We start from the raw sequence: 21883 nt of genomic DNA, 5'->3' as shown, positions 1-21883 counted from the left end.
CGACTCAATTAGCGCCCAACACAATCTTTCGAATCCCGTTGAGGTCGCTTACGTAGAGAACGCCCTTCGAATCGAAAGCCAGATAACCCGGATAATTGAACGTAGCCTGATCGCCAGCACCGTCGCCCTTGCCGATCTTACCCGTTCCGGCTACTGTACTCACCACGCCATCCGGCGTAATTTTCCGAATAAAATGCTCATCGGTGATGTAAAGATTACCGGCCTTATCGACCACCGAAGCGTTCGGACTCCGAAACAGGGCCACATCAATCGGCCCGTCGACATGACCATAAATACCGGCACAGCCTGTGTAGCAATAATTAATGCCATCGACGGTTGAGCGGGTAATGCCTTTTTGCGCATCGACCACATAGAGGGCTTTCTGCAAGGGATTATAGGCGATGGAATTAGGGGACACTAACGGACTGGGAATATAAACCGTACTGTTAAACTTGTTGCCTAACAACAGGCGAACGGTTCGGTCGGGAGCCACTTTCCACACACTTTTTTGACCACCATTATGAGATGTAACGTATAGATTCTGGTTGTCGTCTATGGTCAATCCGTCAGGATTAATCAGACCAAGCGAATCATAGGAAATCAACCCAGCTTTATCGGGTGCTACCCCTACAACCGTGCTCACCCAACCATCGGGCGTAATTTTGCGAATGGCGCCGGGCTGAGTAACATACAAATTACCGGCCGCATCGAACGCCAGTGCATCGGGCCCACCAAACACCGCTTCGGTTCCCAACCCATCTCTTAATCCTTCCTCCCCCGAACCAGCAAACGTGCTGACAACCCCATCAGGCGTTACCTTACGTATACGATTATCCCGATAGTCAGCGACATAGAGATTGTCAGACGCATCAAAGGCAATTCCCCATATACTTCTAAACATTGCTAAATTAATAGTAAGCGTACTAACCTGATTTAAACTAGCAGGCACCACAGGTTCAGGCTCGTGCTTTTTACAGGAGCTGAGACAAATAGACATAGTGAAGAAAAGAATCAGAATTCGTCTCCATCTGTGTATAACCAATAAGGTGTTACTTTTCCTCCATAGCTCAGTAACGCCCTGGGTGGTTAAATAAACGTTCATAAGATTGATGGCATGAGATTAACAAACACTCAAGTATATATCAAAACCACTTTTATGAATACACTTTAAGCGAAGTTTAATATCTATTATAACCTTTTTAGTATACAACAAAAGAAGACTCTTCTGTAAACACGCTGTCTGCCACCATCTTCTGCCCTACCCGAACCTAAAGCCCCTTTGTTTGCGTTTTCAACATGACCGTATGGTCAGCATTGATTTTAATGACCTCTTACCTCATGCAGTCGGCTTTAGAACGTACTCTCGATATACAAAAAATTCGCCGGGACTTTCCGGTTCTCGATCAGGAAGTCAACGGGCGTCCGCTGGTTTACTTCGACAATGCCGCGACGAACCAGAAACCACTGCCGGTTATTCAGGCCTTAACGCATTATTACGAAGGCTACAATGCCAATATCCACCGGGGTATTCACCATCTGGCCGAGCAGGCAACAGCCGCTTTCGAAGCGTCGCGACGGGCTATGCAGGCATTTCTGAACGCCAAACACTGGCAGGAAATCATCTTTACCTACGGCACTACGGATGGGATCAATCTGGTAGCGCAGACCTACGGCCGCCGGTTTCTGAACGAGGGCGACGAGATCATTATCTCGACTATGGAGCACCACTCCAACATTGTGCCCTGGCAAATGCTCTGCGAAGAAAAAGGCTGTGTGCTGAAAGTCATTCCGATCAACGACAAAGGCGAACTGCTGCTGGACGAATACGAAAAACTGCTGTCGGAACGGACTAAATTCGTCTCCTGTGTACACGTATCCAACGCGCTTGGCACAATCAACCCGGTCAAGACAATCATCGACAAAGCGCACGAAGTTGGCGCCGTAGTTCTGATCGACGGGGCACAGGCCAGTTCACACCTCGACCTCGACGTTCAGGCGCTCGATGCCGATTTTTATGTACTCTCAGCTCATAAGCTCTATGGCCCAACAGGAATGGGCGTTCTTTACGGGAAGAAAGAAATTCTGGATTCGATGCCTCCTTATCGGGGTGGTGGCGAAATGATTAAGGAAGTTACGTTTGCCAAAACGACCTACAACGATATTCCCTATAAGTTTGAAGCCGGTACGCCGAACATCGCCGATGTGATTGCAACAAAAACGGCGCTGGACTATATGGCTGATCTTGGCAAAGAGAACATAACCGCTCACGAAAACGACCTGCTTCAGTATGCCACCGAGCAATTGAGCGAGCTGGATGGCTTACAGATTATTGGGCAGGCAGCCGAAAAAATCAGCGTTATTTCCTTCATAATGGAGGGCATTCATCATCAGGACATTGGCGTTATTCTCGACCAGCAGGGCATTGCCGTTCGTACGGGGCACCATTGCACCCAGCCGCTCATGCAACGTTTCGGCATTACCGGAACTACGCGGGCTTCATTTGCGGTTTATAACACCAGAGATGAAGTCGACCGGCTTATTCAGGGCCTGCGCCGGGTGCAGAAAATGATGTTGTAACCGGCCTAAAAGCCAAAACGGACTTAAATGACAATTAACGAAAAACAGGACGAGATCATCGATGAATTCGATTTGTTCGAAGACCAGCTCGACAAAACGCAATACATCATTGACTTAGGTAAAAAATTACCGCCCATGCCTGAATCAGCCAAAACCGACGAAAATCGGATTATGGGCTGCCAGTCGAAGGTATGGGTGGATGCCGAACTGAAAGACAACCGATTGTATTTTTACGGCGACAGCGAGCCAACCGCCCAGATTTCGAAAGGGCTGGTTAGTTTGCTGATTCGTGTTTTATCGGGTGAAAAGCCCGAAGATATAGCCAACGCCGACCTTTATTTTATTCCCAGGGTTGGCATGGGCAATTTAATTACATCGTTGCGCGCCGGTGGGCTTGCGTCGATGATCGAACGAATGAAAGCCTTCGGCCGGGCCTATTCGCAACAACAAACGGTTTAACCAAATAGTAGCTACTTTCAAAACGTCTTTCAATGATGACCGACGAAGAATTAAAAGAACAGGTTGTGCTTGCACTCAAAGGCGTGTATGACCCCGAAATTCCGGTGGATGTCTACGAGCTGGGCCTGATCTACGACATTAAGATATTTCCGGTCAACAACGTCTATATTCTGATGACGCTGACCTCGCCTTCCTGCCCATCGGCAGGTTCTATACCGAGTGAGATTGAAGAAAAAGTTCGGGCTATCGAGGGCGTCAACGACGTAAGCGTCGAACTTACCTTCGATCCGCCCTACTCCACTGAACTCATGTCGGAAGTTGCCAAGCTCGAACTGGGCTTTATGTAATCGAACTAAAAACTGTAAACTATAAACGTTAACTTATGTATCCTCCTCATTTGCTTGTTCCCATGCGGGAAGACCTGACGAGCGTTGGGTTTGAAGAGCTCACCACCGCCGAAGACGTGGTGAACACAATGGAAAATGCGCAAGGCACCATGCTGGTTGTTGTGAACTCAGTATGTGGCTGTGCGGCTGGTGCAGCTCGTCCGGGTGTTAAAGCAGCGGTGGCCGCCAGCCCCGTTAAGCCCGATAAAATGGTGACGGTATTTGCCGGTGGCGACCAGGAAGCAACGGCAAAAATGCGGGAATACCTGCTACCTTATCCGCCGTCGTCGCCTTCAATTGCTATTTTTAAAGATGGCGAGCTGGTTCATTTCATTGAACGGCACCACATCGAAGGTCGGTCGGCGCAGATGATCGCTCAGCACCTCGAAATGGCGCTGGAAGAATTCTGCACGCCCGCCAACGCTTAAGCGGTTATACCCGCATTTACGTCCGAGGTACTGAAAGTCGGGTTGTTTGCTTCGCTCTACAACCCGGCTTTCGGTCCTCGGTCTTTTTTTTCTCGACTAATACTATCTCCCACCATTGCCTTACCGCCCTCTTTTTTTACGGTCCTTCGTTGGTCATATCGGCTAACTTATGTTTCTTACCCGAGAGTTTTACGGTTTCTGTTAGCTTCACAGGCATTTCAATCAATAGCCTCCCCAAAGAACTTCGCCAGATCAATTACACTATCAATTGTTGATCAATTACTTTCTTCCACACTCATCTGCAACCCATCAAAACAGGCAATGTAGCTGCGCTATCGACGCGGTCCTCAGCCATCCAGGATAACCAGCAAATTCGGGATCAATGGTGCAAGTGGCTATCTATAAGTCCCGCAAACCAGGATGCATATGACCCAGACGTGTTTTTCTCTCATTTAGTGTGCTCTTGCAGCTTCTTAACAGAAAATGCGTCCTTGTTTTGTGTCATCGGCTGGCAGCGGCCAATTGCACGAAACAACTAATCGTTCATCATGCTCACAACACGCAAACGCTTTCTTTGCTTCTCATTTCTGCTTCTAGTATCGTTCTTCAGTAAGGCTCAACAAACAGCAAGTACAAAAGCAGCCGACGAAACCAGCCCCTATAACATCCAGGATAGTGTCCAGATCACAACCCGAGATGGAGCTATAATATCGGCCATAGTGGTTCAAAAGAAAGGCATAACACAGCCGTTGCCCGTTGTTCTACAGTTTACCATTTACGTGCGCGACAAAGGGCGGGATCTGAAATCGTTGAAAGAATCGGCCGACAACGGGTATGTGGGCGTTATTGCCTACACACGCGGGAAACGGTTCAGCCCCAACGCCATCTACCCGTATGAGTATGAAGCGACTGACACCTATGAGGTAATCGACTGGATTAGCCATCAACCGTGGTGCAATGGAAGCGTGGGTATGTTTGGTGGCAGCTATAATGGCTTTTCGCAATGGGCGGCCTGTAAGAAAATGCACCCTGCCCTTAAAACCATCGTGCCCTATGTAGCCAACCGGCCGGGCATGGGCTTACCGATGGAAAACAACGTGTTTGTCAACCCCAATTACGAATGGTCGTTCTACGTCAGCAACAACAAATACCTCGATACCCTTGTCGGCAATGACCGAAAGCGATTTCGGAAAGTAATGTTCGACTGGTGGCAAAGCGGGGTAGCTTATAACAAGATGGACAGCCTCGACGGAACACCCAACCCGTGGTTTCAGCGCTGGATCAGCCATCCCGACTTCGACCGCTACTGGCAGAAAATGGCCCCTTATGAACGTGATTTTGCCCAGATCACCATTCCTATTCTGGCGTTCGACGGCTATTACAACGATTCTCAAAACTCAAGTCTGTATTACCTCAGAGAGTTGCAGAAGTATAGTCCTCAAACGCCCTGGTATCTGGTTATTGGACCCTATGGGCACTTTGGAACGCAGATTGGTGGCGAACACGTGATTAACGACTATTCCGTTGATTCCGTCGCGTTGTTCGACATTAAAAAAATAACCTATCAATGGTTTGATTACATCCTGAAACAGGGCAAAAAGCCGGACATTCTGAAAGATAAAATCAACTACGAGGTTATGGGTGCCAATGAATGGCGCAGTGCCCCGTCGCTCGACAAGATGCACAATGGCTTTTTAACCTTTTACCTGAGCGACCAGAAAGTAGACACGGTTTATGCCTTACGTTCTAAAAAGCCATCCGCAACAGGCTATTTGTCGCAGCAGGTCGATTTTGCAGACCGCCAAACCAGCAACAACAACTACTACCCCGATCCCATCGTGCGAAAAGAAATAGACACCAGCAATGGCTTTGTCTTTGTCAGCGAACCCCTGTCAGAATCAATGCTCGTGAACGGTTCTTTTCTGGGCCAAATGAACATCAGTATCAATAAAAAAGATGTAGACATCGGCGTTACGCTATACGAATTGACACCGACCGGCGATTACTTTCATCTGTCGTACTACATCGGTCGGGCGAGTTATGCCAGCGACATCACGAAACGATCCCTGTTGAAACCCGATAAACAAACGACCATTGATTTTTCAAACACGCATCTGGTCAGTAAACAGCTTACTAAAGGTAGTCGGCTCGTGGTAGCTGTCAACGTGAATAAAAACCCGTTCTCCCAACTGAATTATGGAACCGGAAAAGAGGTAAGCACCGAATCTATCCTGGATGCAAACGAACCGCTACGCATAAAATGGTACACCAATAGCTACCTCCGTGTACCAGTCTGGCGCTAATCTATCCTACCATAAATCTCACGCAAGCTCGTCCGCAATTGCATCGCGGATGCACGAGGTTCACGCATGTTATGCAATTCATTCTTGCATCGCAGACGCAAAGTTAAACCATCCGCGATGCAATCGCGGACGAGCAGTGGAGCAGAGAAAAAGGCTCAATTATTACGGTGTTTCGATGCCAATAACGTTCTGAATTCGGCCGGGTTCAATATAGGTATAGGAAGAAAAAGGTCCTTGATTTTTCGGAGGTCAAGTATATGTTTATCCGGCCGTAACGAGATAATCAACATTTGCGCCAATAGTACAGTCCACAAATTTGTTATCGTCAGGATCAGCGTCAATTAGATCAGCGTCAATTAACTGATACTTGTAGGTTGGCTCAAATCGTCGTGTGTTTTCGGCAATCAGCAGTATTGATGTGATGATTTTCGCAGTTCGTTATACTTACAGCAGAGCATCTCCGTATACTCTGTCATTATTTCATTGCTGAATACCCAGCAAAATTCTCCATTAGCGAAGCTGCCATAAACCCAGCGGGTTTCACCAACTTTTGCGATAGAGGATAGCAGCACATTGGTGTTAATGACCGCCTGAATCATATCTTCTTGCGAAGCCGTTGCCGGTGCTCGATCCGATTTTCAAAGTGTGCGTCTAAGGCTAAATCGTTTGCGGTTATTCCTTTTTCCTTCACTACCTTGTTCATCTCCTCATCTAATTCTGTATTCAGGTGCTGAAAAAGCTCCAGCAACACCATTTGTGCTTCGTTTAGTTTAGCTGGCGTTTTTCCTGTTTGTATAGTACCTGATAAGTAGGGTGTCTTCTTTCAAAGATTCACCATTTATCACAATTTACAAAAAAACGTTGCAACAAGATGACCTCAAGAGCGTCTTGTTTATTCAACAACCCTATTAGATCGTCCCCTGCTCGTCGGCGATTGGATCGCGAATGAACAGCCAACAGCATATAAAACTTTAGTAAAAAAACTTGTGTAGCCAAATAACTACATATATATTTGTAGTCAAATGACTACACAATGAACTTACGACGAGACGTATTCCAGGCCATTGCCGATCCAACCCGGCGGGCTATCCTGCTGCTGGTAGCCACGCAGGCCATGACGGCTGGTGCCATAGCTGCCAACTTCGACACCGCCCGACCGACCGTTTCCAAACACCTGCATATCCTCACTGAATGCGAATTGCTGAAACAGGAGCAGACCGGGCGGGAAATCTATTATCATATCAATGCCCAAAAGATGAAGGAAGTCGCTGACTTTATCGAGCCGTTCCGCCAGATGTGGGATGACCGATTTAACAAACTGGAAGCTATCATGAAGAACTATCAAGCCAAACCCTAGAGTCAGATGGAACGAAAAACCAGCGTCCATGCCGAAGACGGAAAACAGGATTTAGTGATTACGCGGGAGTTTGATTTACCGCTGGAATTACTGTTTAAGGCGTATGTTGAGCCCGGCATTGTGGAGCAATGGATGGGCACGAAAGTGCTGAAACTCGAAAACAAAAAGCACGGTAGCTGGCAGTTTGAAACTACTGACCCAAAGGGGAATAAACACGGGTTCAGTGGGGTTTACCATGAGTTTATACCAAATCAGAAAATCACCCGAACCTTCGAAATGGAGAATGCGCCCTACGGTGCCCAGCTTGAATTTCTGGAGTTCGAAGCTCTCACCGACCACACCAGCAAACTGACGATGCAAGTGGTATACCGGTCGGTCAGCATCAGAGATCAGGTGTTACAACTACCCTTTGCTAAAGGCATCAACATGGCGCATAATCGTTTGCAGGAAACCATAATAAACTTATTCCCTCATGACAAAGCGCAATAGAATCATTTACTGGGTAGCTACCCTTTGGCTGGCTCTGGGAATGCTGTCGACCGGAGTCGCTCAGCTAGTAAACGCGAAAGAAGGACAGGGTGGTGTCGACATGATCACGCACGAGGGCTATCCGGTATATCTGTTACCCCTGCTGGGCATTTGCAAAATTCTCGGCGTTGTCGCTGTACTTATTCCTGGTTTTCGGTTGGTAAAAGAGTGGGCCTACGCTGGCTTCTTCTTTATCATGTCGGGCGCTATTTTTTCGCATATCGCGTCCGGTGATTCGATCAGTTCAATATTACCTGCCTTGTTACTTCTGGTCCTGACGATGGTATCCTGGTACTTCAGGCCTGAGAGTAGAAAACATAGTTTCGTTAATCAGTAAGCAATATGAGTTCTATAAAGCAATTGTCGCCCGAACAGCGGGACGGGCTACTCAGTGGGTTAAAAGCCCGTTTTGAGAAGAATATGAGCCGCCATACTGGCCTCAACTGGGCGGCTGTACAGGCAAAGCTGGAAGCCAGTCCAGAAAAACTGTGGTCGCTTCAGGAAATGGAAAGCACCGGTGGTGAACCCGATGTGGTTGGTCGGGATGCCCGTACCGACGAATACATTTTTTACGATTGTTCGGCCGAAACGCCCAAAGGCCGCCGAAGCATTTGTTACGACCGGGAAGCGCTGGAAGCGAGAAAAGAGAATAAACCGGCTAATAATGCGCTGGATATGGCAGCTGCTATGGGCGTTGAACTGTTAACGGAAGAGCAATATCGGGAGTTGCAGACACTGGGGAAGTTCGACCAGAAAACGTCGAGTTGGATTAGTACCCCTCCGGCTATCCGAAAGCTCGGCGGGGCTCTCTTTTGCGACCGTCGGTACGATACGGTTTTTGTGTACCACAATGGTGCCGAATCTTACTATGGCGTTCGGGGTTTCCGGAGCTCGCTTCGGGTATAATTCAGGATTAGGCATAGAGGTTTTAAAAACTTCTGTGCCTAATCCTATAAACTCTAACTTCCAGCAATTGGCGACCCGAAGATACCCACTGCAAGTTCTGCCCAGATCAGGAACAGCGCCAGCAGAATAGCCCCCAAAAGTGCAATACGATACTCCAGCTTACGAACTTTTCTTAATACAAACTCACACATCAGACCCGTACCGAGCAGCAACGTACCCGCTACGACAAAATCAAACAGGCTCCAGTTCACTTCATTGGTGAACTGCATGGCTATAAATGGAATCGATAAGAGGATGACAACCGCCAGTAAAATACCCGTAAGTCTTGTGTTCTGAGTGATCATATCTGTTCTGTTTACATTGTAATGGCAAAATTATCAAAGAACTTTGTAAAGCAAAGTAAATGAAAGAAATTTTTATCTGATTTATTCCTCTGCTTTGGACATACGCTATTGGTAGCTGGTTATGCAATTGCACATGCTAACATGCTACAATCACCGGAGAAAATTGCATAGTTGACAAGGGATTATTACTATTAATTTTGGCTTTTATGCTATTCGTTTGTCATGCACCTTAGCCGAACCCACATCCAATATATCGTACTGGTTGCTGCCCTTACCTCATTCTCAACGGGTTGGGGCCAGACAAACGCACTTGTCAATACCTCAAAAAGTAAGTTTGCCCGGCTGGAAAGCACGGACCTCAACGCAGTGAAATGGACGACGGGCTTTTGGGCTGACCGGTTCGCCGTTTGCCGCGATTCGATGGTGCCGCACCTGTGGGATACCTACACCAATCCGAACGTTAGTCATGCGTTCCGCAACTTCGAAATAGCAGCTGGTCTGGAATCGGGGAACTTCAAAGGGCCTTCGTTTCATGATGGGGATTTTTACAAAACGCTGGAGTCCGTGGCGAGTATGTATGCGCTCACGAAAGATAAAAAGCTGGACGAGCAGATGGATAAAGCCATTGCCGTGATTGCCAAAGTGCAGGCTCCCGACGGCTACGTATACACTAAGGCAATTATCCAGCAGAAAAAAACGGGTGAAACGAAAATGTTTGATGGGGCGGCCTTCCGTGATAAGCTCAGCTTTGAAGCCTACAACTTTGGCCACCTCATGACGGCGGCCTGTGTGCATTACCGGGCAACGGGTAAAACATCCCTGCTGACCATTGCTAAAAAAGCCACCGACTTTCTGATTGGTTTTTACGACAAAGCCAGTCCTGAACAGGCACGTAACGCCATCTGTCCTTCGCACTATATGGGTATAACGGAGATGTACCGCACCACCCGCGATCCGAAATACCTGGCTCTGGCCAAAAAGTTGATTGATATTCGGGGCATGTCGGAGGGAACAGACGACAACTCGGACCGGGTACCGTTTCGACAGATGAAAAAAGTGATTGGCCATGCCGTTCGCGCCAATTATCTGTTTGCCGGAGCCGCCGATGTGTTTGCCGAAACCGGCGATAGTACGTTGCTAACGACGCTTGATCTGATGTGGGATGATGTGGTTAACCGTAAGATGTACGTAACGGGCGGCTGCGGAGCACTCTATGACGGCGTTTCGCCGGAAGGAACGTCGTACAAGCCCGATACAGTGCAGAAAATCCATCAGGCTTACGGCAAGGCTTACCAACTGCCCAATCACTCGGCGCACAACGAAACCTGCGCTAACATTGGCAACCTGCTCTGGAACTACCGGATGCTCCAGATTACGGGGCAGGCCAAATACGCCGACGTAATGGAGCTGGCACTCTACAACAGCATTCTGTCGGGAATTAGCCTGGGCGGTACCCGGTTTTTTTACACCAATCCCCTGAGCGCGTCCGACGACTATCCGTATCAAATGCGCTGGATGGGCGGTCGTCAACCCTATATTAGCCTGTCGAACTGCTGCCCGCCGAATACGGCACGTACTATGGCTGAAGTCAGCAGCTATGCCTACAGTATTTCCGATAAAGGGCTGTGGCTGAATCTGTTTGGAGGCAGTCAGTTGACGAGTGTCCTCAAAGATGGCTCGTCCGTTCGCCTGACCCAAATCACAAACTACCCCTGGGACGGTGCCGTTAATCTTCAGTTGGAACAGGCTCCAGCAAAACCCTTCTCAGTTTTTGTGCGCATTCCGGGCTGGTGCCAGGGTGCAACAATCAGGGTAAATGGCGCAGCTTTATCGGTTCCTGTCCGGTCAGGCGAATATGCTGAGATCAATCGTACGTGGAAAGCGGGTGATAAGGTTGACATCAATCTGCCAATGCCCGTAAAATTGATCGAATCGAACCCGCTGGTTGAGGAGAACCGCAATCAGGTAGCCGTTAAACGCGGACCCATTGTGTACTGCCTGGAATCGGTCGATAATCCGAAAACGAAGCTGACCAACGTGGCGCTGTCGTCGAAAAATGATTTAAAACCTACGGCTGTTACGATTAATAACGCTCAATTGATGGCATTAGAAGGTGACGCCAATCTGTTGAACGAAGGTAACTGGACCAACCAGCTTTACCGGGAAGTATCGGACAAAGCTCCTGCTCCGACCCGTGTGCGGCTGATTCCATACTACGCCTGGGCCAACCGTGGTCACTCAGAAATGGAAGTCTGGATTCCGTTTATTCGGTAGCGTCTTTTTTCGACAGGATTTACAGGATTGGATAACAGAAAAGATCCTGTTCATCCTGTAAATCCTGTCGAAAAAAGAAACTGTCCAGACACCGTTACATACTATTGACGCCGGGCCGGGAACAGTTTACCCATAAAATTGCTTAGCTACTACATTGAAGCAGCCGTAGCAATTGATGGAACATATACTGGACAATCCAGCCTGGAACGCCTTCTTATCGGGCAATCAACATTTAAGTAATGGTACCGACAAGGTAAAGTATTTTATGCCTGAGGTCTCACCCTTCGTGGCGGTATATGAAAACACAGACCACGGTCTTCAGTTGCTTGATCAGGCCATTCCCTTCGACAGTCCGATTGGCGTAATTACGACCGTTCCCTTGTCCATACCCGACCCCTGGAGGCTTTTACAACGGGTCGATGGGGTTCAAATGGTCTACGAAGCCATAGCCGAGCGACCCTCTGGCAATTTGTCTATCAGGCCGTTAACGAACGATCACATTCCTGAAATGATCGAATTAACCCAACTGACCCGACCCGGTCCATTTTCGTCCAGAACGATAGAATTTGGGCATTACGAAGGGATATTCAGTGAAAATAAACTGGTGGCAATGACGGGGCAACGCCTGCATGCCTTTCACTATGCCGAAGTCAGTGCCGTTTGCACGCATCCCGATCATCTCGGCAAGGGCTATGCCCGACAACTCATCGCCAGTCAGCTCTACCGAATTCAGCAGGAAAACGGTATTCCTTTTCTGCATGTACGCTCCGATAACATGCGGGCCATTCAGATTTATGAAGCGATGGATTTTACGGTCAGAACCGAAATCTATTTCTATTTTATCAGGAGAAAGTAACCCGCCGTGCTTTCGCCCGTATTGATTGTCTGCTACGTAGGCTATCTTTCAAGCTTATCAGATTCCGCTAATATCCTACAACTTCCAGAAAAAATGATGGAGGTTGGCCGGAGACGAAGTCAATACATTTGCCTCATTACGGTCTGTTTTCACGAGATAGTCAACTTCCCGAAAGTTTCAGGCATTGGGAAAGTTTTGTGCATAAGAATTTCTACATCCCATGTATCGAAATACCCTCGTTTCGGCCCTTTTTGTGCTGCTGTCATTCACTTCGATAGCACAAAAAGCCCCTAAAAAAGATACGTTGATTACCCTTGTCATTCCGGCATCGGCCCATGCCCGCATTAGGTTTGGGGCCGAGAAACTGAAACAGGCCTTAACAAAAGCAGGTTATCAGGCCACCATTGTGCAGGGCAGGAAGGCCACCGGCAGTCAGCAGATTCTGGTCGGTTTATGGTCAGATGAGGCTGTCAGACAGCTAGCGGCTACGTATAAACTTACACCAGAGAAAGACCCCGGAAAAGAAAGTTTTTCGATCCGCAAAGCTGACCGGAACCCATTTCTGGTAGCCGGAGCCGATCTGTCCGGGGTGTTGTATGGCTGTCTGGAGCTGGCGGACAAAGTCAAGGAAACAGGTGAACTGCCCGACACCATCAACCTCGCCGACAAACCCGAAATGGTGCTTCGCGGTACGTGCGTGGGCGTTCAGAAACCAACCTATCTGCCCGGCCGCACGGTGTACGAATACCCTTATACGCCCGAAACGTTTCCCTGGCTGTATGACAAAGCGCTGTGGATTCGGTACCTGGATATGATGGTTGAGAACCGCTATAACTCGCTGTATCTGTGGAACGGTCACCCATTTGCGTCGCTGGTCAGGTTGAAGGAGTATCCGTATGCGGTGGAAGTGGATGACGCTACGTTCCGAAAAAACGAGGAGATTTTTCGATTTCTGACTACAGAGGCCGATAAGCGGGGGATCTGGGTGATTCAAATGTTTTACAACATTATTGTCTCGAAACCCTTTGCCGAACATCACAACATCAAAACGCAGGACCGGAACCGCCCCATTATTCCGCTGATCGCTGATTACACCCAAAAATCGATTGCTGCTTTTGTGCAGAAATACCCGAACGTCGGTTTGCTCATCACGCTCGGTGAAGCGATGGAAGGCGTTGGTCAGGACGATGTCGACTGGTTTACCAAAACCATTATTCCGGGCGTGAAGGATGGGTTGAAGTTGCTGGGCCAAACCACCGAACCGCCTATTGTGTTACGTGCCCATGATACTGACGCTCCCCGTGTGATGAAAGCTGCTGTACCGCTGTACAAAAATTTGTACACGATGGCGAAGTTCAACGGCGAAGCCCTGACGACCTACACACCACGCGGCAAATGGGCCGACCTGCACCGAACGCTCAGCAACATTGGTACGGTTCACGTGGAGAATGTGCATATTCTGGCCAATCTGGAGCCGTTTCGCTACGGTTCTGCCGATTTTATTCAGAAGTCGGTGCAGGCCATGCACAGCGTTTATGGCGCCAACGGCCTGCATCTATATCCCGAAGCTTCGTACTGGGACTGGCCCTATACCGCCGACAAAACCAGCCCGCGGCTGCTCCAGCTCGACCGCGACTGGATGTGGTACAAAACCTGGGCGCGTTACGCCTGGAAAGCGAATCGAAATCGTTCGGAAGAAATCACTTATTGGGGAACGCAACTAGCCAATCAATATGGCCTGACCGTTGGCAAGGGCAAAGACATACTCGAAGCGTATGAACAGGCGGGGGAGATAGAACCTAAATTATTACGGCGCTACGGCATCACCGATGGCAACCGGCAAACACTGACGTTGGGTATGCTCATGACGCAGCTCATCAATCCGTTTCGCTATGGGCTTTTTACGCTCATGTATGAATCGGAAGCGCCTGAAGGCGAAATGATTATCGACTATGTCGAGAAGGATTGGAAGCAAGACCGTCACATTGGCGAAACACCGGTTCAGGTAGCCGACGAGGTAGTTGAACACGGTAAAAAAGCCGTAGCCGCCATCGATAAAGCCGCTGGTACCGTCACGAGAGACAAGACCGAATTCGACCGACTGAAAAATGATATATATTGCCAGAACGCGCTGGCCAATTTCTACGCCCAGAAAGCCCGGGCAGCTCTGGCTGTTCTCCGTTACAAATACTCCAGCGACGTTCGCGATCTGGAAAAAGCCGTGCCGCTACTCGAAAGCAGTGTGAAGCATTTTACCGATCTGACGAATCTCACGAAAGACACGTATCTGTATGCCAACAGTATGCAAACCCAGCAGCGTAAAATACCAATGCGCGGTGTCGACGGAACGTATAAAACGTGGGGAGAGATGCTGCCGGTGTATCAGAAAGAGTTAACTCGATTTAAGCACGTGCTCGACTCATTGAAGTCCGCTCCGGCTGCCGTTGCCAAACAGCCTGTGCCGCTAAAACCCGCTACCGTTACGTGGCAAAGTCCGCAGGTGGAACGGTATTCGCTCGAGAAAGGGCAGGCTGTTTTTGCCGATACGCTTGCTACCATCAGCGAGCTGGCTCCCGAATTAAGGCTCTTGAAGGGCTTGAAACTGGCTAAAACAACACTGCAATCGGAACGTACCAGTCTGACGTTTACGACGACCCAGCCGGTAAAACTGCTGGTAGGCTTTTTCAACGAAAAGAAACCCAACTACCTGCCTGCTCCCGAACTGGAAACGGATGCCAGCGCCAACGACTACGGTCAGTCGGAAATCAAAATCTCGAATGCCATTCTGGTAAATGGGTTGCCACCCGTCAATGTCCACACGTATTCCTTCAAATCTGGTCATCACACGCTGAATCTGGGCAAAGGTGCCTGTCTGCTGCTCGGCTTCATGGATGGAAATCAGGAAATACCAGCCTTCGATGCGGGCCTTGCCGGAAATAAAAAGAATATTGACTGGTTGTTCGAGTGATATTTTTTCTGGCAGGATTTACAGGATTAATTATCAAAAAAACCTGTCCATCCTGTCAAAAGAAAAGTATCACTTACGTAGCAAGGATCAGCTCAATCTCATTATCATGAAACACCTGCTTGTGTTTTTCTTCGATACCCGCATCCGTAATGATGTAATCAATCAGCGATAGGGCTCCCAGGCTGGCGAAAGCGCTTTTACCAATTTTGGTTGAATCGGCGACCAGATAAGTTGTATCGGCAGCGTCGATCATGGCTTTTTTAACGACCAGATCGCTGATACTTGGGTAGGTTAAACCCGATTTGAGGGATATGCCTGCCGTGGCCAGAAAGAGCTTCTGTACATTGATTCCCTTGAAAAAATCGGCGGCTTTCTGACCCGTTAACGACAACGTTGGCGGTTTGAATTCGCCACCCGTCATGATCACTTCAATGCCGGGTTCGGCTCCCAGAATCAACGCGATGTTCAGGGCATTGGTAATGACGGTCAGGTTTTTATACCCCCGCAGTTTTTTGGCTATTTCAGTGGTCGTCGACCCTGAATCCAGAATAATACTGTCGCCACTTTCGATGAACTCCAGGCATTTAGTGGCAATGACTTCTTTTTTATCGATGTTCTCCTGATTTCCCAGCGAAAACGTGCGTACCTGATCTTCCACGTTTTTCAGGTAAGCCCCACCGTGTTCTTTGATGACCAGGCCATCTTTTTCCAGCTTTTCCAGATCCTGCCGAATCGTTACTTCGGTCACTTTAAAGATCCGGGCCAGATCAATAACCTTGGCAGAGCCATCTTCCTTTAATAATTCAAGTATTTTATCCCGGCGTTGATTCGGCAGCATACTGACTTCGTTCATCTCGAAAACCGTCAAAAGTAAAGAAAAGAATCATTCACTTCTGAAATACGGCTCAAGCCATCGAAGTAAAGTCTGCTTAAATGCCTCTCCCTTCTTTATCAATGTTGCATAACGACCTGCCGAATACCGTAAAACAGCATTCAGGTTGATAAAATCATACAAACCGCCGAAAAAATCATACAAGTTACCAGGCCCGAAAATCTCATTCTTTGTGCATGGTAAACCCATCGTTTAAACACACATTTTTTGCCGGATGTTTACTGGCAATCAGTATAGCCTGCAATTCTGAAAAAAAAGCGTCAGAGATTGATCCTAACCGACTTTCTGTATCCGAAAACGGGCGATTTCTGACCATGGGTGACCATAAACCGTTCTTCTGGCTGGGCGATACGGGCTGGCTGCTTTTCAATCGACTGACGCGCGAGGAAGCCGAAACATACCTCGAAAACCGGAAACAAAAAGGCTTCAACGTTATTCAGGTGATGGTGTTGCACACGCTCGCAGCCGCAAATGTTTACGGCGACTCTGCTCTGATCGGCAAAAATATAGCAACACCTAAGCTTACAAAAGGGGAATCCGTCAGCGACTCAGCGCAATATGATTTCTGGGATCACGTCGATTTCGTGGTCGATAAGGCGGGCGAAAAGGGTATTTATATGGCGCTGGTTCCGCTCTGGGGCAACAACGTAAAGACCAAACACGTCAATCAGCAGCGGGCGAAAACCTACGCCGACTTTTTGGCGAATCGCTATAAAAACCGGCCAAACATCATCTGGCTGGATGGGGGCGACATCAAAGGCAGTGATTCGCTGGAAGTCTGGAAAACCATTGGCCGGACTATCAACCAGATCGATTCAACGCACCTGATCACGTTCCATCCGCGCGGCCGGACGTCTTCTTCGGAGTGGTTCCATACTGAACCCTGGCTGGATTTCAACATGGTACAGTCAGGCCACAAATCGTATGCGCAGGATACCTCGGCGAAGGATGAACAGCATTATGGCGAAGATAACTGGCGGTATATGCAGGCTGATCTGGCGCTAAAACCGACCAAGCCGGTTATTGATGGCGAGCCGTCGTACGAACAGATTCCGCACGGCCTGCACAATCCGGAAGACCCGCGCTGGACGGCCGATGATGTGCGACGCTACGGCTACTGGTCGGTGCTGGCGGGAGCGTTTGGGTACACCTACGGACATAACTCGATCATGCAGTTTTATAAAAAAGGCGATAAAAAGAGTTCGTTTGGAGCCATCGACGACTGGACAAAAGCCATCGATGCGCCCGGTGCCAGTCAGATGATTCACCTGAAAAAGCTGATGCTTGCGCATTCGTTTTTCGACCGTGTTCCCGATCAGTCGCTGATTGCCAATCAGGGAAACCGCTATGATTATCTGGTAGCCAGTCGCGGTCCCGATTATGCGCTGGTGTATACGTACACGGGCCGGAACATCAGGCTGAACATGGGTAAAATTCCCGGCGATAACGTAACGGCTTCGTGGTTCAGCCCGCGCGACGGCAAAACGACCGCCATTGGCGACGTACCAAACACAGGTGTTCAGGAATTTAACCCGCCTGCCGACCCCAAAAACGGAAACGACTGGGTATTAGTCATTCAGAAGAAATGAAGACGCGTCATAGAGCTCCCCAAACCCCTAAATCCCCTAAAGGGGACTTTGCACGAACTTGTACTAAGTCACCTTTAGGGGATTTAGGGGTTTTTAAACTGAAGAATAAGTTTGTCGGGCTTATTCTTCTCCCTTTTTTTTTAAGCTCCTGCTCAAAAGACGTTTACTTATTCAGCTCGTTTCATGAACCGGCTAATGAAGGACTGCGCTTTCTCTACAGTTACGATGGCTATAAATGGACCGATCTGAACCGTACGTTTTTGAAACCCGAAATTGGCAATCAGAAAGTGATGCGCGATCCGTCGATTGCGCAGGGGAAAGACGGTACGTTCCATCTGGTCTGGACGAGCAGATGGCGGGATGATAAAGGGTTTGGGTATGCCAGCTCGAAAGACCTGATTCACTGGTCGCCGGAGCGGTTTATTCCGGTGATGGAACACGAACCCACCACCGTAAATGTCTGGGCGCCCGAACTGTTCTATGATGACCAAGCCAACGAGTTTGTGATTATCTGGGCGTCTACCATTCCCGGGCGATTTGAGCGGGGGGAAGAAGAGGAGAAGAATAACCACCGGATGTATTACACCACCACGAAGGATTTTCAAACGTTTGCCCCGACAAAACTCTTTCTGGACCCGAAATTCAGTGTGATCGATGCCGTCATTATAAAACGTAACGCATCGGATTACGTGCTGGTGCTGAAAGACAATACCCGTCCCGAACGGAACATCAAAGTCGCCTTTGGCACTAAACCAACGGGGCCATTTACAAACGTATCGAAAGCGTTTACGGAAAAATTCACCGAAGGCCCATCGGTAGCCAAAGTGGGCGATGACTGGCTGATCTACTTTGACTCGTATCAGGCGAAAACCTATGATGCTGTCAGGACGCGCGATTTCAAAACGTTTACGGATGTGAAGTCATACATATCAGTTCCCGAAGGCCACAAGCACGGTACGATTTTTAGGGCTAAGAAGAAGATTTTGAACGGGTTGTTGAAAGGCAATCCCGAAGGGATGAAAGGATTATAGAAAATGGGGCATCTCTCCATTTGAGCCCCGAAGGGGTGAAAGAGTGTCGCCCCTTCGGGGCTCAGAGGCTATTGTGGCTTTGTTTCTCTACAATCCTATCACCCCTTCAGGGTTGAATACTAAACTTAACCAGCCTTTCCTTTGTGGTTGGCCCCTGGACGACTAATGCCAATAATGAAATACCATTTTTTAACCCTCTTCATCCTCTCCCTCGGTCAACTCGCTTTGGCCCAGCCGACCGAACGGCGTTACCTGTCGGGAACGGGGAATTATCGTACCGTAAACTGGCAATTCTACTGCACGGCCGGTCAGAATTCGGGCAAGTGGACGACCATTCCAGTACCGTCAAACTGGGAATTGCAGGGGTTCGGAAAATACAACTACGGCTTCAATAAAGACTCGGCAAAAGGAAAGGAGCAGGGCTTGTACAAATACGAATTTCAGGCACCCATGGCCTGGAAAGGCAAGCGCGTGAACCTTGTGTTTGAGGGAGTTATGACGGATGCCGACATAAAACTCAACGGCAAATCCGCCGGGCCGATTCATCAGGGTGCATATTATGCATTTAAATATGACGTAACGAATTTGCTCAACTACGGCACCAGTAATCTACTCGAAGCTACCATCTCGAAACACTCGGCCAACCCATCCGTGAATGAAGCCGAACGGAAAGGCGATTTCTGGATTTTTGGCGGCATTTTTCGACCTGTCTATCTGGAAATTCTCCCCGCCGACCACATCGACCACGTAGCTATCGACGCCAAAGCGAACGGTACGTTCAGGGCGCAGCTTCAACTGAATACGAACGGAAAACCCGCCGACGTAACCGCACAGATTTTGACGGTTTCGGGACAGAAAGTAGGCACACCGTTTACCACCAAAGTCGGCTCGGGTAATCCAACCGTTACGTTGACAAAAACAATCGCCAATCCGATGCTGTGGACGTCGGAAACCCCGAATCGCTATAAAGTTGAGTTTCGGCTACTACAGGCTGGAAAACCCGTTCACGTCGTCACGCAACCGTTTGGATTTCGAACCGTTGAGATTCGGCAGCGGGATGGCATCTACGTCAATGGTACAAAGATCAAGTTGAAGGGGGTGAACCGGCACTCGTTCTGGCCGTCGTCGGGGCGGGCGCTGAGTAAAGGCGTGAGTGTACTGGACGTCAATCTGATGAAAGACATGAACATGAACGCCGTCAGAATGTCGCACTACCCGCCCGACGATCATTTTCTGGATGTCTGCGATTCGCTGGGGCTGTTTGTGTTCGATGAACTGGCGGGCTGGCATGGGCATTACGATACCCCGACTGGTACCAAACTCCTGCACGAACTGATCCGGCACGACCTCAACCACCCGTCGGTCATTCTCTGGATCAACGGCAACGAAGGTGGCCATAACCGCGACCTAGACCCGCTTTTTGCGAAAGAAGACCTACAAAAACGGCACGTACTTCATGCCTGGGAAGGTTTCAATGGCTTCGATACGCAGCATTACCGCGAATTCAACTACGGCATTGGCAATTATAATCTCGGGCATTCCATTACGCTGCCGACCGAGTTTTTGCATGGCATGTACGATGGTGGCCACGGGGCGGGGCTTGAGGATTACTGGGAAGCGATGTGGCATGAACCCCTGGCCGCCGGTGGTTTTCTGTGGGACTTCGCTGACCAGGGCGTGGTACGTACCGACCGGAATGGCGGCAAAGGATTGCTCGATACCGATGGCAATCGTGGGGCTGATGGAATTGTAGGACCGTACCGCGAAAAGGAAGGTAGCTTTTTCACCATCAAAGAAGTCTGGTCGCCAATCCGGCTGGAACGTCGGGAAATTACGCCCACCTTCGATGGTACGTTCCCGATTGAAAACCGCTACCATTTTACCAATACGGCTCAGTGTTCGTTTACCGGGAAGTTAGTTAAAGTCGGAGGCTCGTCTGGGGCGGGAAGACCATTTTCGGTTGTGGCCCCAACTCTGAAACCACTGGAAAAGGGTGTCCTGAAAGCGGCTCTTCCCGCCGACTGGATGGACTACGATTTGTTATACATCACGGCCACTGACCCGTCCAAACGCGAGCTGTTTACCTGGAGCTTTCCGATTACGTTACCGGATCAGTTTGCGGCCAAAATGGTCAAAACCGAAGGATCGGGCAACGTAACGCTCACCGAAACCGATTCGCTGTATAACGTAACGGCCAACGGGATTCAGCTGTCGATCAGCAAACGTAACGGGGTTCTGCGTCAGGTTTCGAACGCTAACGGGAACGTACTGCTGACAAATGGCCCGATTTTGCAGGAAGCCGTCAATAATTTCAGCCACTTCACCCAGCGTACTGAAGGCAAAAACCTTATCATCGAATCGGCCTTCGACCGGAAAACGGCCTACAATACCTTGCAGTGGACAGTTTATACGTCGGGCTGGGTAAAAATGCGGGTGCGTTATTTCCCCAATGCCTATTTTACGTTTATGAACGGGGTCAATTTTTCATTCCCGGAAGACAAAATAAAGGCCGTCAAGTGGATGGGGAAAGGGCCGTACCGCGTCTGGAAAAACCGGTTAAAGGGCGGTACGCTGGGTGTCTGGAGCAAAGCCTATAATAACACCGAAACGGGTGAGCAGCCGCTGGTTTATCCCGAATTCAAAGGCTATCATGCCAACCTGTACTGGTGCCGGTTCGAAGCCGACAATCCGTTTATCGTTGCGACCGAGAACGAAGATGTATTTTTCCGGCTGTTCACACCCGCCTGGAAAACCGACCAGTGGCACAACTACGAACCCATTTTCCCGTCGGGCGACATTTCGTTCATGCAGGGCATTCCCAGCATCGGCACCAAAACACAGCGGAACGAAACCACCGGGCCGATGGGACAGAAATACGCGTTTTACGATTACGAAAAAGAGCCCGCCCGCGCCAAAGAACTGACACTGTACTTTGACTTTTCTGGACGATGAAGACACCCCCAACCCCCTGAAGGGGGCTTTCCT

General features: G+C 49.1%; 18 protein-coding genes. 15 read left to right on the top strand and 3 right to left on the bottom strand.

The genetic code is table 11. The features are described 5' to 3' along the window. Positions 1–4: 4 nt before the first annotated feature. Complete coding sequence (locus WBJ53_RS06960) at positions 5–901, bottom strand: hypothetical protein (RefSeq protein WP_338875345.1); 897 nt, start codon at positions 899–901, stop codon at positions 5–7. A gap of 437 nt (positions 902–1338) precedes the next feature. Between WBJ53_RS06960 and WBJ53_RS06955 the strand changes: the two genes are divergently transcribed. From WBJ53_RS06955 to WBJ53_RS06915, 9 genes are all read left to right on the top strand, one after another. Next, positions 1339–2577, top strand: a complete 1239-nt coding sequence (locus tag WBJ53_RS06955; protein ID WP_338875344.1) for a cysteine desulfurase — start codon at positions 1339–1341, stop codon at positions 2575–2577. Between the two features lie 27 nt (positions 2578–2604). Then, on the top strand, positions 2605–3036 hold the full coding sequence (locus WBJ53_RS06950) for a SufE family protein (RefSeq protein WP_338875343.1): 432 nt from the start codon (positions 2605–2607) through the stop codon (positions 3034–3036). Between the two features lie 35 nt (positions 3037–3071). Then, the gene (locus tag WBJ53_RS06945) at positions 3072–3383 is read left to right on the top strand and encodes a DUF59 domain-containing protein (protein WP_338877166.1); all 312 of its coding nucleotides are present in this window, start codon (positions 3072–3074) and stop codon (positions 3381–3383) included. Between the two features lie 35 nt (positions 3384–3418). Then, on the top strand, positions 3419–3850 hold the full coding sequence (locus WBJ53_RS06940; RefSeq protein WP_338875342.1) for a BrxA/BrxB family bacilliredoxin: 432 nt from the start codon (positions 3419–3421) through the stop codon (positions 3848–3850). A 548-nt stretch (positions 3851–4398) separates the two neighbouring features. Continuing rightward, positions 4399–6153, top strand: coding sequence for a CocE/NonD family hydrolase (locus tag WBJ53_RS06935; protein WP_338875341.1), 1755 nt, complete (start codon positions 4399–4401; stop codon positions 6151–6153). A gap of 1033 nt (positions 6154–7186) precedes the next feature. Next, positions 7187–7510, top strand: coding sequence for a metalloregulator ArsR/SmtB family transcription factor (locus tag WBJ53_RS06930; RefSeq protein ID WP_338875340.1), 324 nt, complete (start codon positions 7187–7189; stop codon positions 7508–7510). Between the two features lie 6 nt (positions 7511–7516). Continuing rightward, a complete protein-coding gene (locus WBJ53_RS06925) occupies positions 7517–7999 on the top strand; it encodes an SRPBCC domain-containing protein (RefSeq protein WP_338875339.1) in 483 nt (160 codons plus the stop codon). After that, positions 7983–8375, top strand: a complete 393-nt coding sequence (locus WBJ53_RS06920; RefSeq protein WP_338875338.1) for a DoxX family protein — start codon at positions 7983–7985, stop codon at positions 8373–8375. The genes WBJ53_RS06925 and WBJ53_RS06920 overlap by 17 nt, the downstream gene beginning before the upstream one ends. Positions 8376–8380: 5 nt before the next feature. Continuing rightward, positions 8381–8944: a DUF4256 domain-containing protein gene (locus WBJ53_RS06915; RefSeq protein ID WP_338875337.1), complete on the top strand. Its 564-nt coding sequence runs from the start codon at positions 8381–8383 to the stop codon at positions 8942–8944. A 53-nt stretch (positions 8945–8997) separates the two neighbouring features. On the opposite strand, the gene WBJ53_RS06910 is transcribed toward WBJ53_RS06915, so the two are convergent. Then, positions 8998–9288: a hypothetical protein gene (locus WBJ53_RS06910; protein ID WP_338875336.1), complete on the bottom strand. Its 291-nt coding sequence runs from the start codon at positions 9286–9288 to the stop codon at positions 8998–9000. A gap of 222 nt (positions 9289–9510) precedes the next feature. On the opposite strand from WBJ53_RS06910, the gene WBJ53_RS06905 reads away from it, so the two are divergent. The 3 genes from WBJ53_RS06905 to WBJ53_RS06895 all read left to right on the top strand — a co-directional run bounded on the left by WBJ53_RS06905 (position 9511) and on the right by WBJ53_RS06895 (position 15386). Beyond that, positions 9511–11562 (top strand): glycoside hydrolase family 127 protein, encoded by a 2052-nt coding sequence (locus WBJ53_RS06905; RefSeq protein ID WP_338875335.1) that lies wholly within the window; start codon positions 9511–9513, stop codon positions 11560–11562. Between the two features lie 175 nt (positions 11563–11737). After that, the gene (locus WBJ53_RS06900) at positions 11738–12418 is read left to right on the top strand and encodes a GNAT family N-acetyltransferase (RefSeq protein ID WP_338875334.1); all 681 of its coding nucleotides are present in this window, start codon (positions 11738–11740) and stop codon (positions 12416–12418) included. A 220-nt stretch (positions 12419–12638) separates the two neighbouring features. Beyond that, positions 12639–15386, top strand: a complete 2748-nt coding sequence (locus WBJ53_RS06895; protein WP_338875333.1) for a hypothetical protein — start codon at positions 12639–12641, stop codon at positions 15384–15386. Positions 15387–15459: 73 nt separating this feature from the next. On the opposite strand, the gene WBJ53_RS06890 is transcribed toward WBJ53_RS06895, so the two are convergent. After that, positions 15460–16224: a DeoR/GlpR family DNA-binding transcription regulator gene (locus tag WBJ53_RS06890; RefSeq protein WP_338877165.1), complete on the bottom strand. Its 765-nt coding sequence runs from the start codon at positions 16222–16224 to the stop codon at positions 15460–15462. Positions 16225–16454: 230 nt separating this feature from the next. On the opposite strand from WBJ53_RS06890, the gene WBJ53_RS06885 reads away from it, so the two are divergent. From WBJ53_RS06885 to WBJ53_RS06875, 3 genes are all read left to right on the top strand, one after another. After that, positions 16455–17867: a glycoside hydrolase family 140 protein gene (locus tag WBJ53_RS06885; protein ID WP_338875332.1), complete on the top strand. Its 1413-nt coding sequence runs from the start codon at positions 16455–16457 to the stop codon at positions 17865–17867. 260 nt (positions 17868–18127) lie between these two features. After that, positions 18128–18898, top strand: a complete 771-nt coding sequence (locus WBJ53_RS06880; RefSeq protein ID WP_338875331.1) for a glycoside hydrolase family 43 protein — start codon at positions 18128–18130, stop codon at positions 18896–18898. A 174-nt stretch (positions 18899–19072) separates the two neighbouring features. Beyond that, positions 19073–21850 carry a glycoside hydrolase family 2 TIM barrel-domain containing protein gene (locus tag WBJ53_RS06875; RefSeq protein ID WP_338875330.1) on the top strand — a complete coding sequence of 926 codons (2778 nt, stop codon included), beginning with the start codon at positions 19073–19075 and terminating at the stop codon, positions 21848–21850. The last annotated feature ends 33 nt before the right edge of the window (positions 21851–21883 follow it).

The organism is Spirosoma sp. SC4-14 (genome assembly GCF_037201965.1).
In the GTDB taxonomy this organism is placed as follows: Bacteria; Bacteroidota; Bacteroidia; order Cytophagales; family Spirosomataceae; genus Spirosoma.
Note: the sequence above shows the minus strand (reverse complement) of the source record. Positions and strands in the feature narration are given on the sequence as shown.

Excerpts from the sequence above, each read along its gene's own strand:
- WBJ53_RS06930 (WP_338875340.1), top strand. The coding sequence starts at position 7,187 with ATGAACTTACGACGAGACGTATTCCAGGCCATTGCCGATCCAACCCGG.
- WBJ53_RS06950 (WP_338875343.1), top strand. The coding sequence starts at position 2,605 with ATGACAATTAACGAAAAACAGGACGAGATCATCGATGAATTCGATTTG.
- WBJ53_RS06900 (WP_338875334.1), top strand. The coding sequence starts at position 11,738 with ATGGAACATATACTGGACAATCCAGCCTGGAACGCCTTCTTATCGGGC.
- WBJ53_RS06890 (WP_338877165.1), bottom strand. The coding sequence starts at position 16,224 with ATGCTGCCGAATCAACGCCGGGATAAAATACTTGAATTATTAAAGGAA.
- WBJ53_RS06945 (WP_338877166.1), top strand. The coding sequence starts at position 3,072 with ATGACCGACGAAGAATTAAAAGAACAGGTTGTGCTTGCACTCAAAGGC.
- WBJ53_RS06935 (WP_338875341.1), top strand. The coding sequence starts at position 4,399 with ATGCTCACAACACGCAAACGCTTTCTTTGCTTCTCATTTCTGCTTCTA.
- WBJ53_RS06960 (WP_338875345.1), bottom strand. The coding sequence starts at position 901 with ATGTTTAGAAGTATATGGGGAATTGCCTTTGATGCGTCTGACAATCTC.
- WBJ53_RS06885 (WP_338875332.1), top strand. The coding sequence starts at position 16,455 with ATGGTAAACCCATCGTTTAAACACACATTTTTTGCCGGATGTTTACTG.
- WBJ53_RS06895 (WP_338875333.1), top strand. The coding sequence starts at position 12,639 with ATGTATCGAAATACCCTCGTTTCGGCCCTTTTTGTGCTGCTGTCATTC.
- WBJ53_RS06925 (WP_338875339.1), top strand. The coding sequence starts at position 7,517 with ATGGAACGAAAAACCAGCGTCCATGCCGAAGACGGAAAACAGGATTTA.
- WBJ53_RS06915 (WP_338875337.1), top strand. The coding sequence starts at position 8,381 with ATGAGTTCTATAAAGCAATTGTCGCCCGAACAGCGGGACGGGCTACTC.
- WBJ53_RS06940 (WP_338875342.1), top strand. The coding sequence starts at position 3,419 with ATGTATCCTCCTCATTTGCTTGTTCCCATGCGGGAAGACCTGACGAGC.
- WBJ53_RS06955 (WP_338875344.1), top strand. The coding sequence starts at position 1,339 with ATGCAGTCGGCTTTAGAACGTACTCTCGATATACAAAAAATTCGCCGG.
- WBJ53_RS06905 (WP_338875335.1), top strand. The coding sequence starts at position 9,511 with ATGCACCTTAGCCGAACCCACATCCAATATATCGTACTGGTTGCTGCC.
- WBJ53_RS06920 (WP_338875338.1), top strand. The coding sequence starts at position 7,983 with ATGACAAAGCGCAATAGAATCATTTACTGGGTAGCTACCCTTTGGCTG.
- WBJ53_RS06875 (WP_338875330.1), top strand. The coding sequence starts at position 19,073 with ATGAAATACCATTTTTTAACCCTCTTCATCCTCTCCCTCGGTCAACTC.
- WBJ53_RS06910 (WP_338875336.1), bottom strand. The coding sequence starts at position 9,288 with ATGATCACTCAGAACACAAGACTTACGGGTATTTTACTGGCGGTTGTC.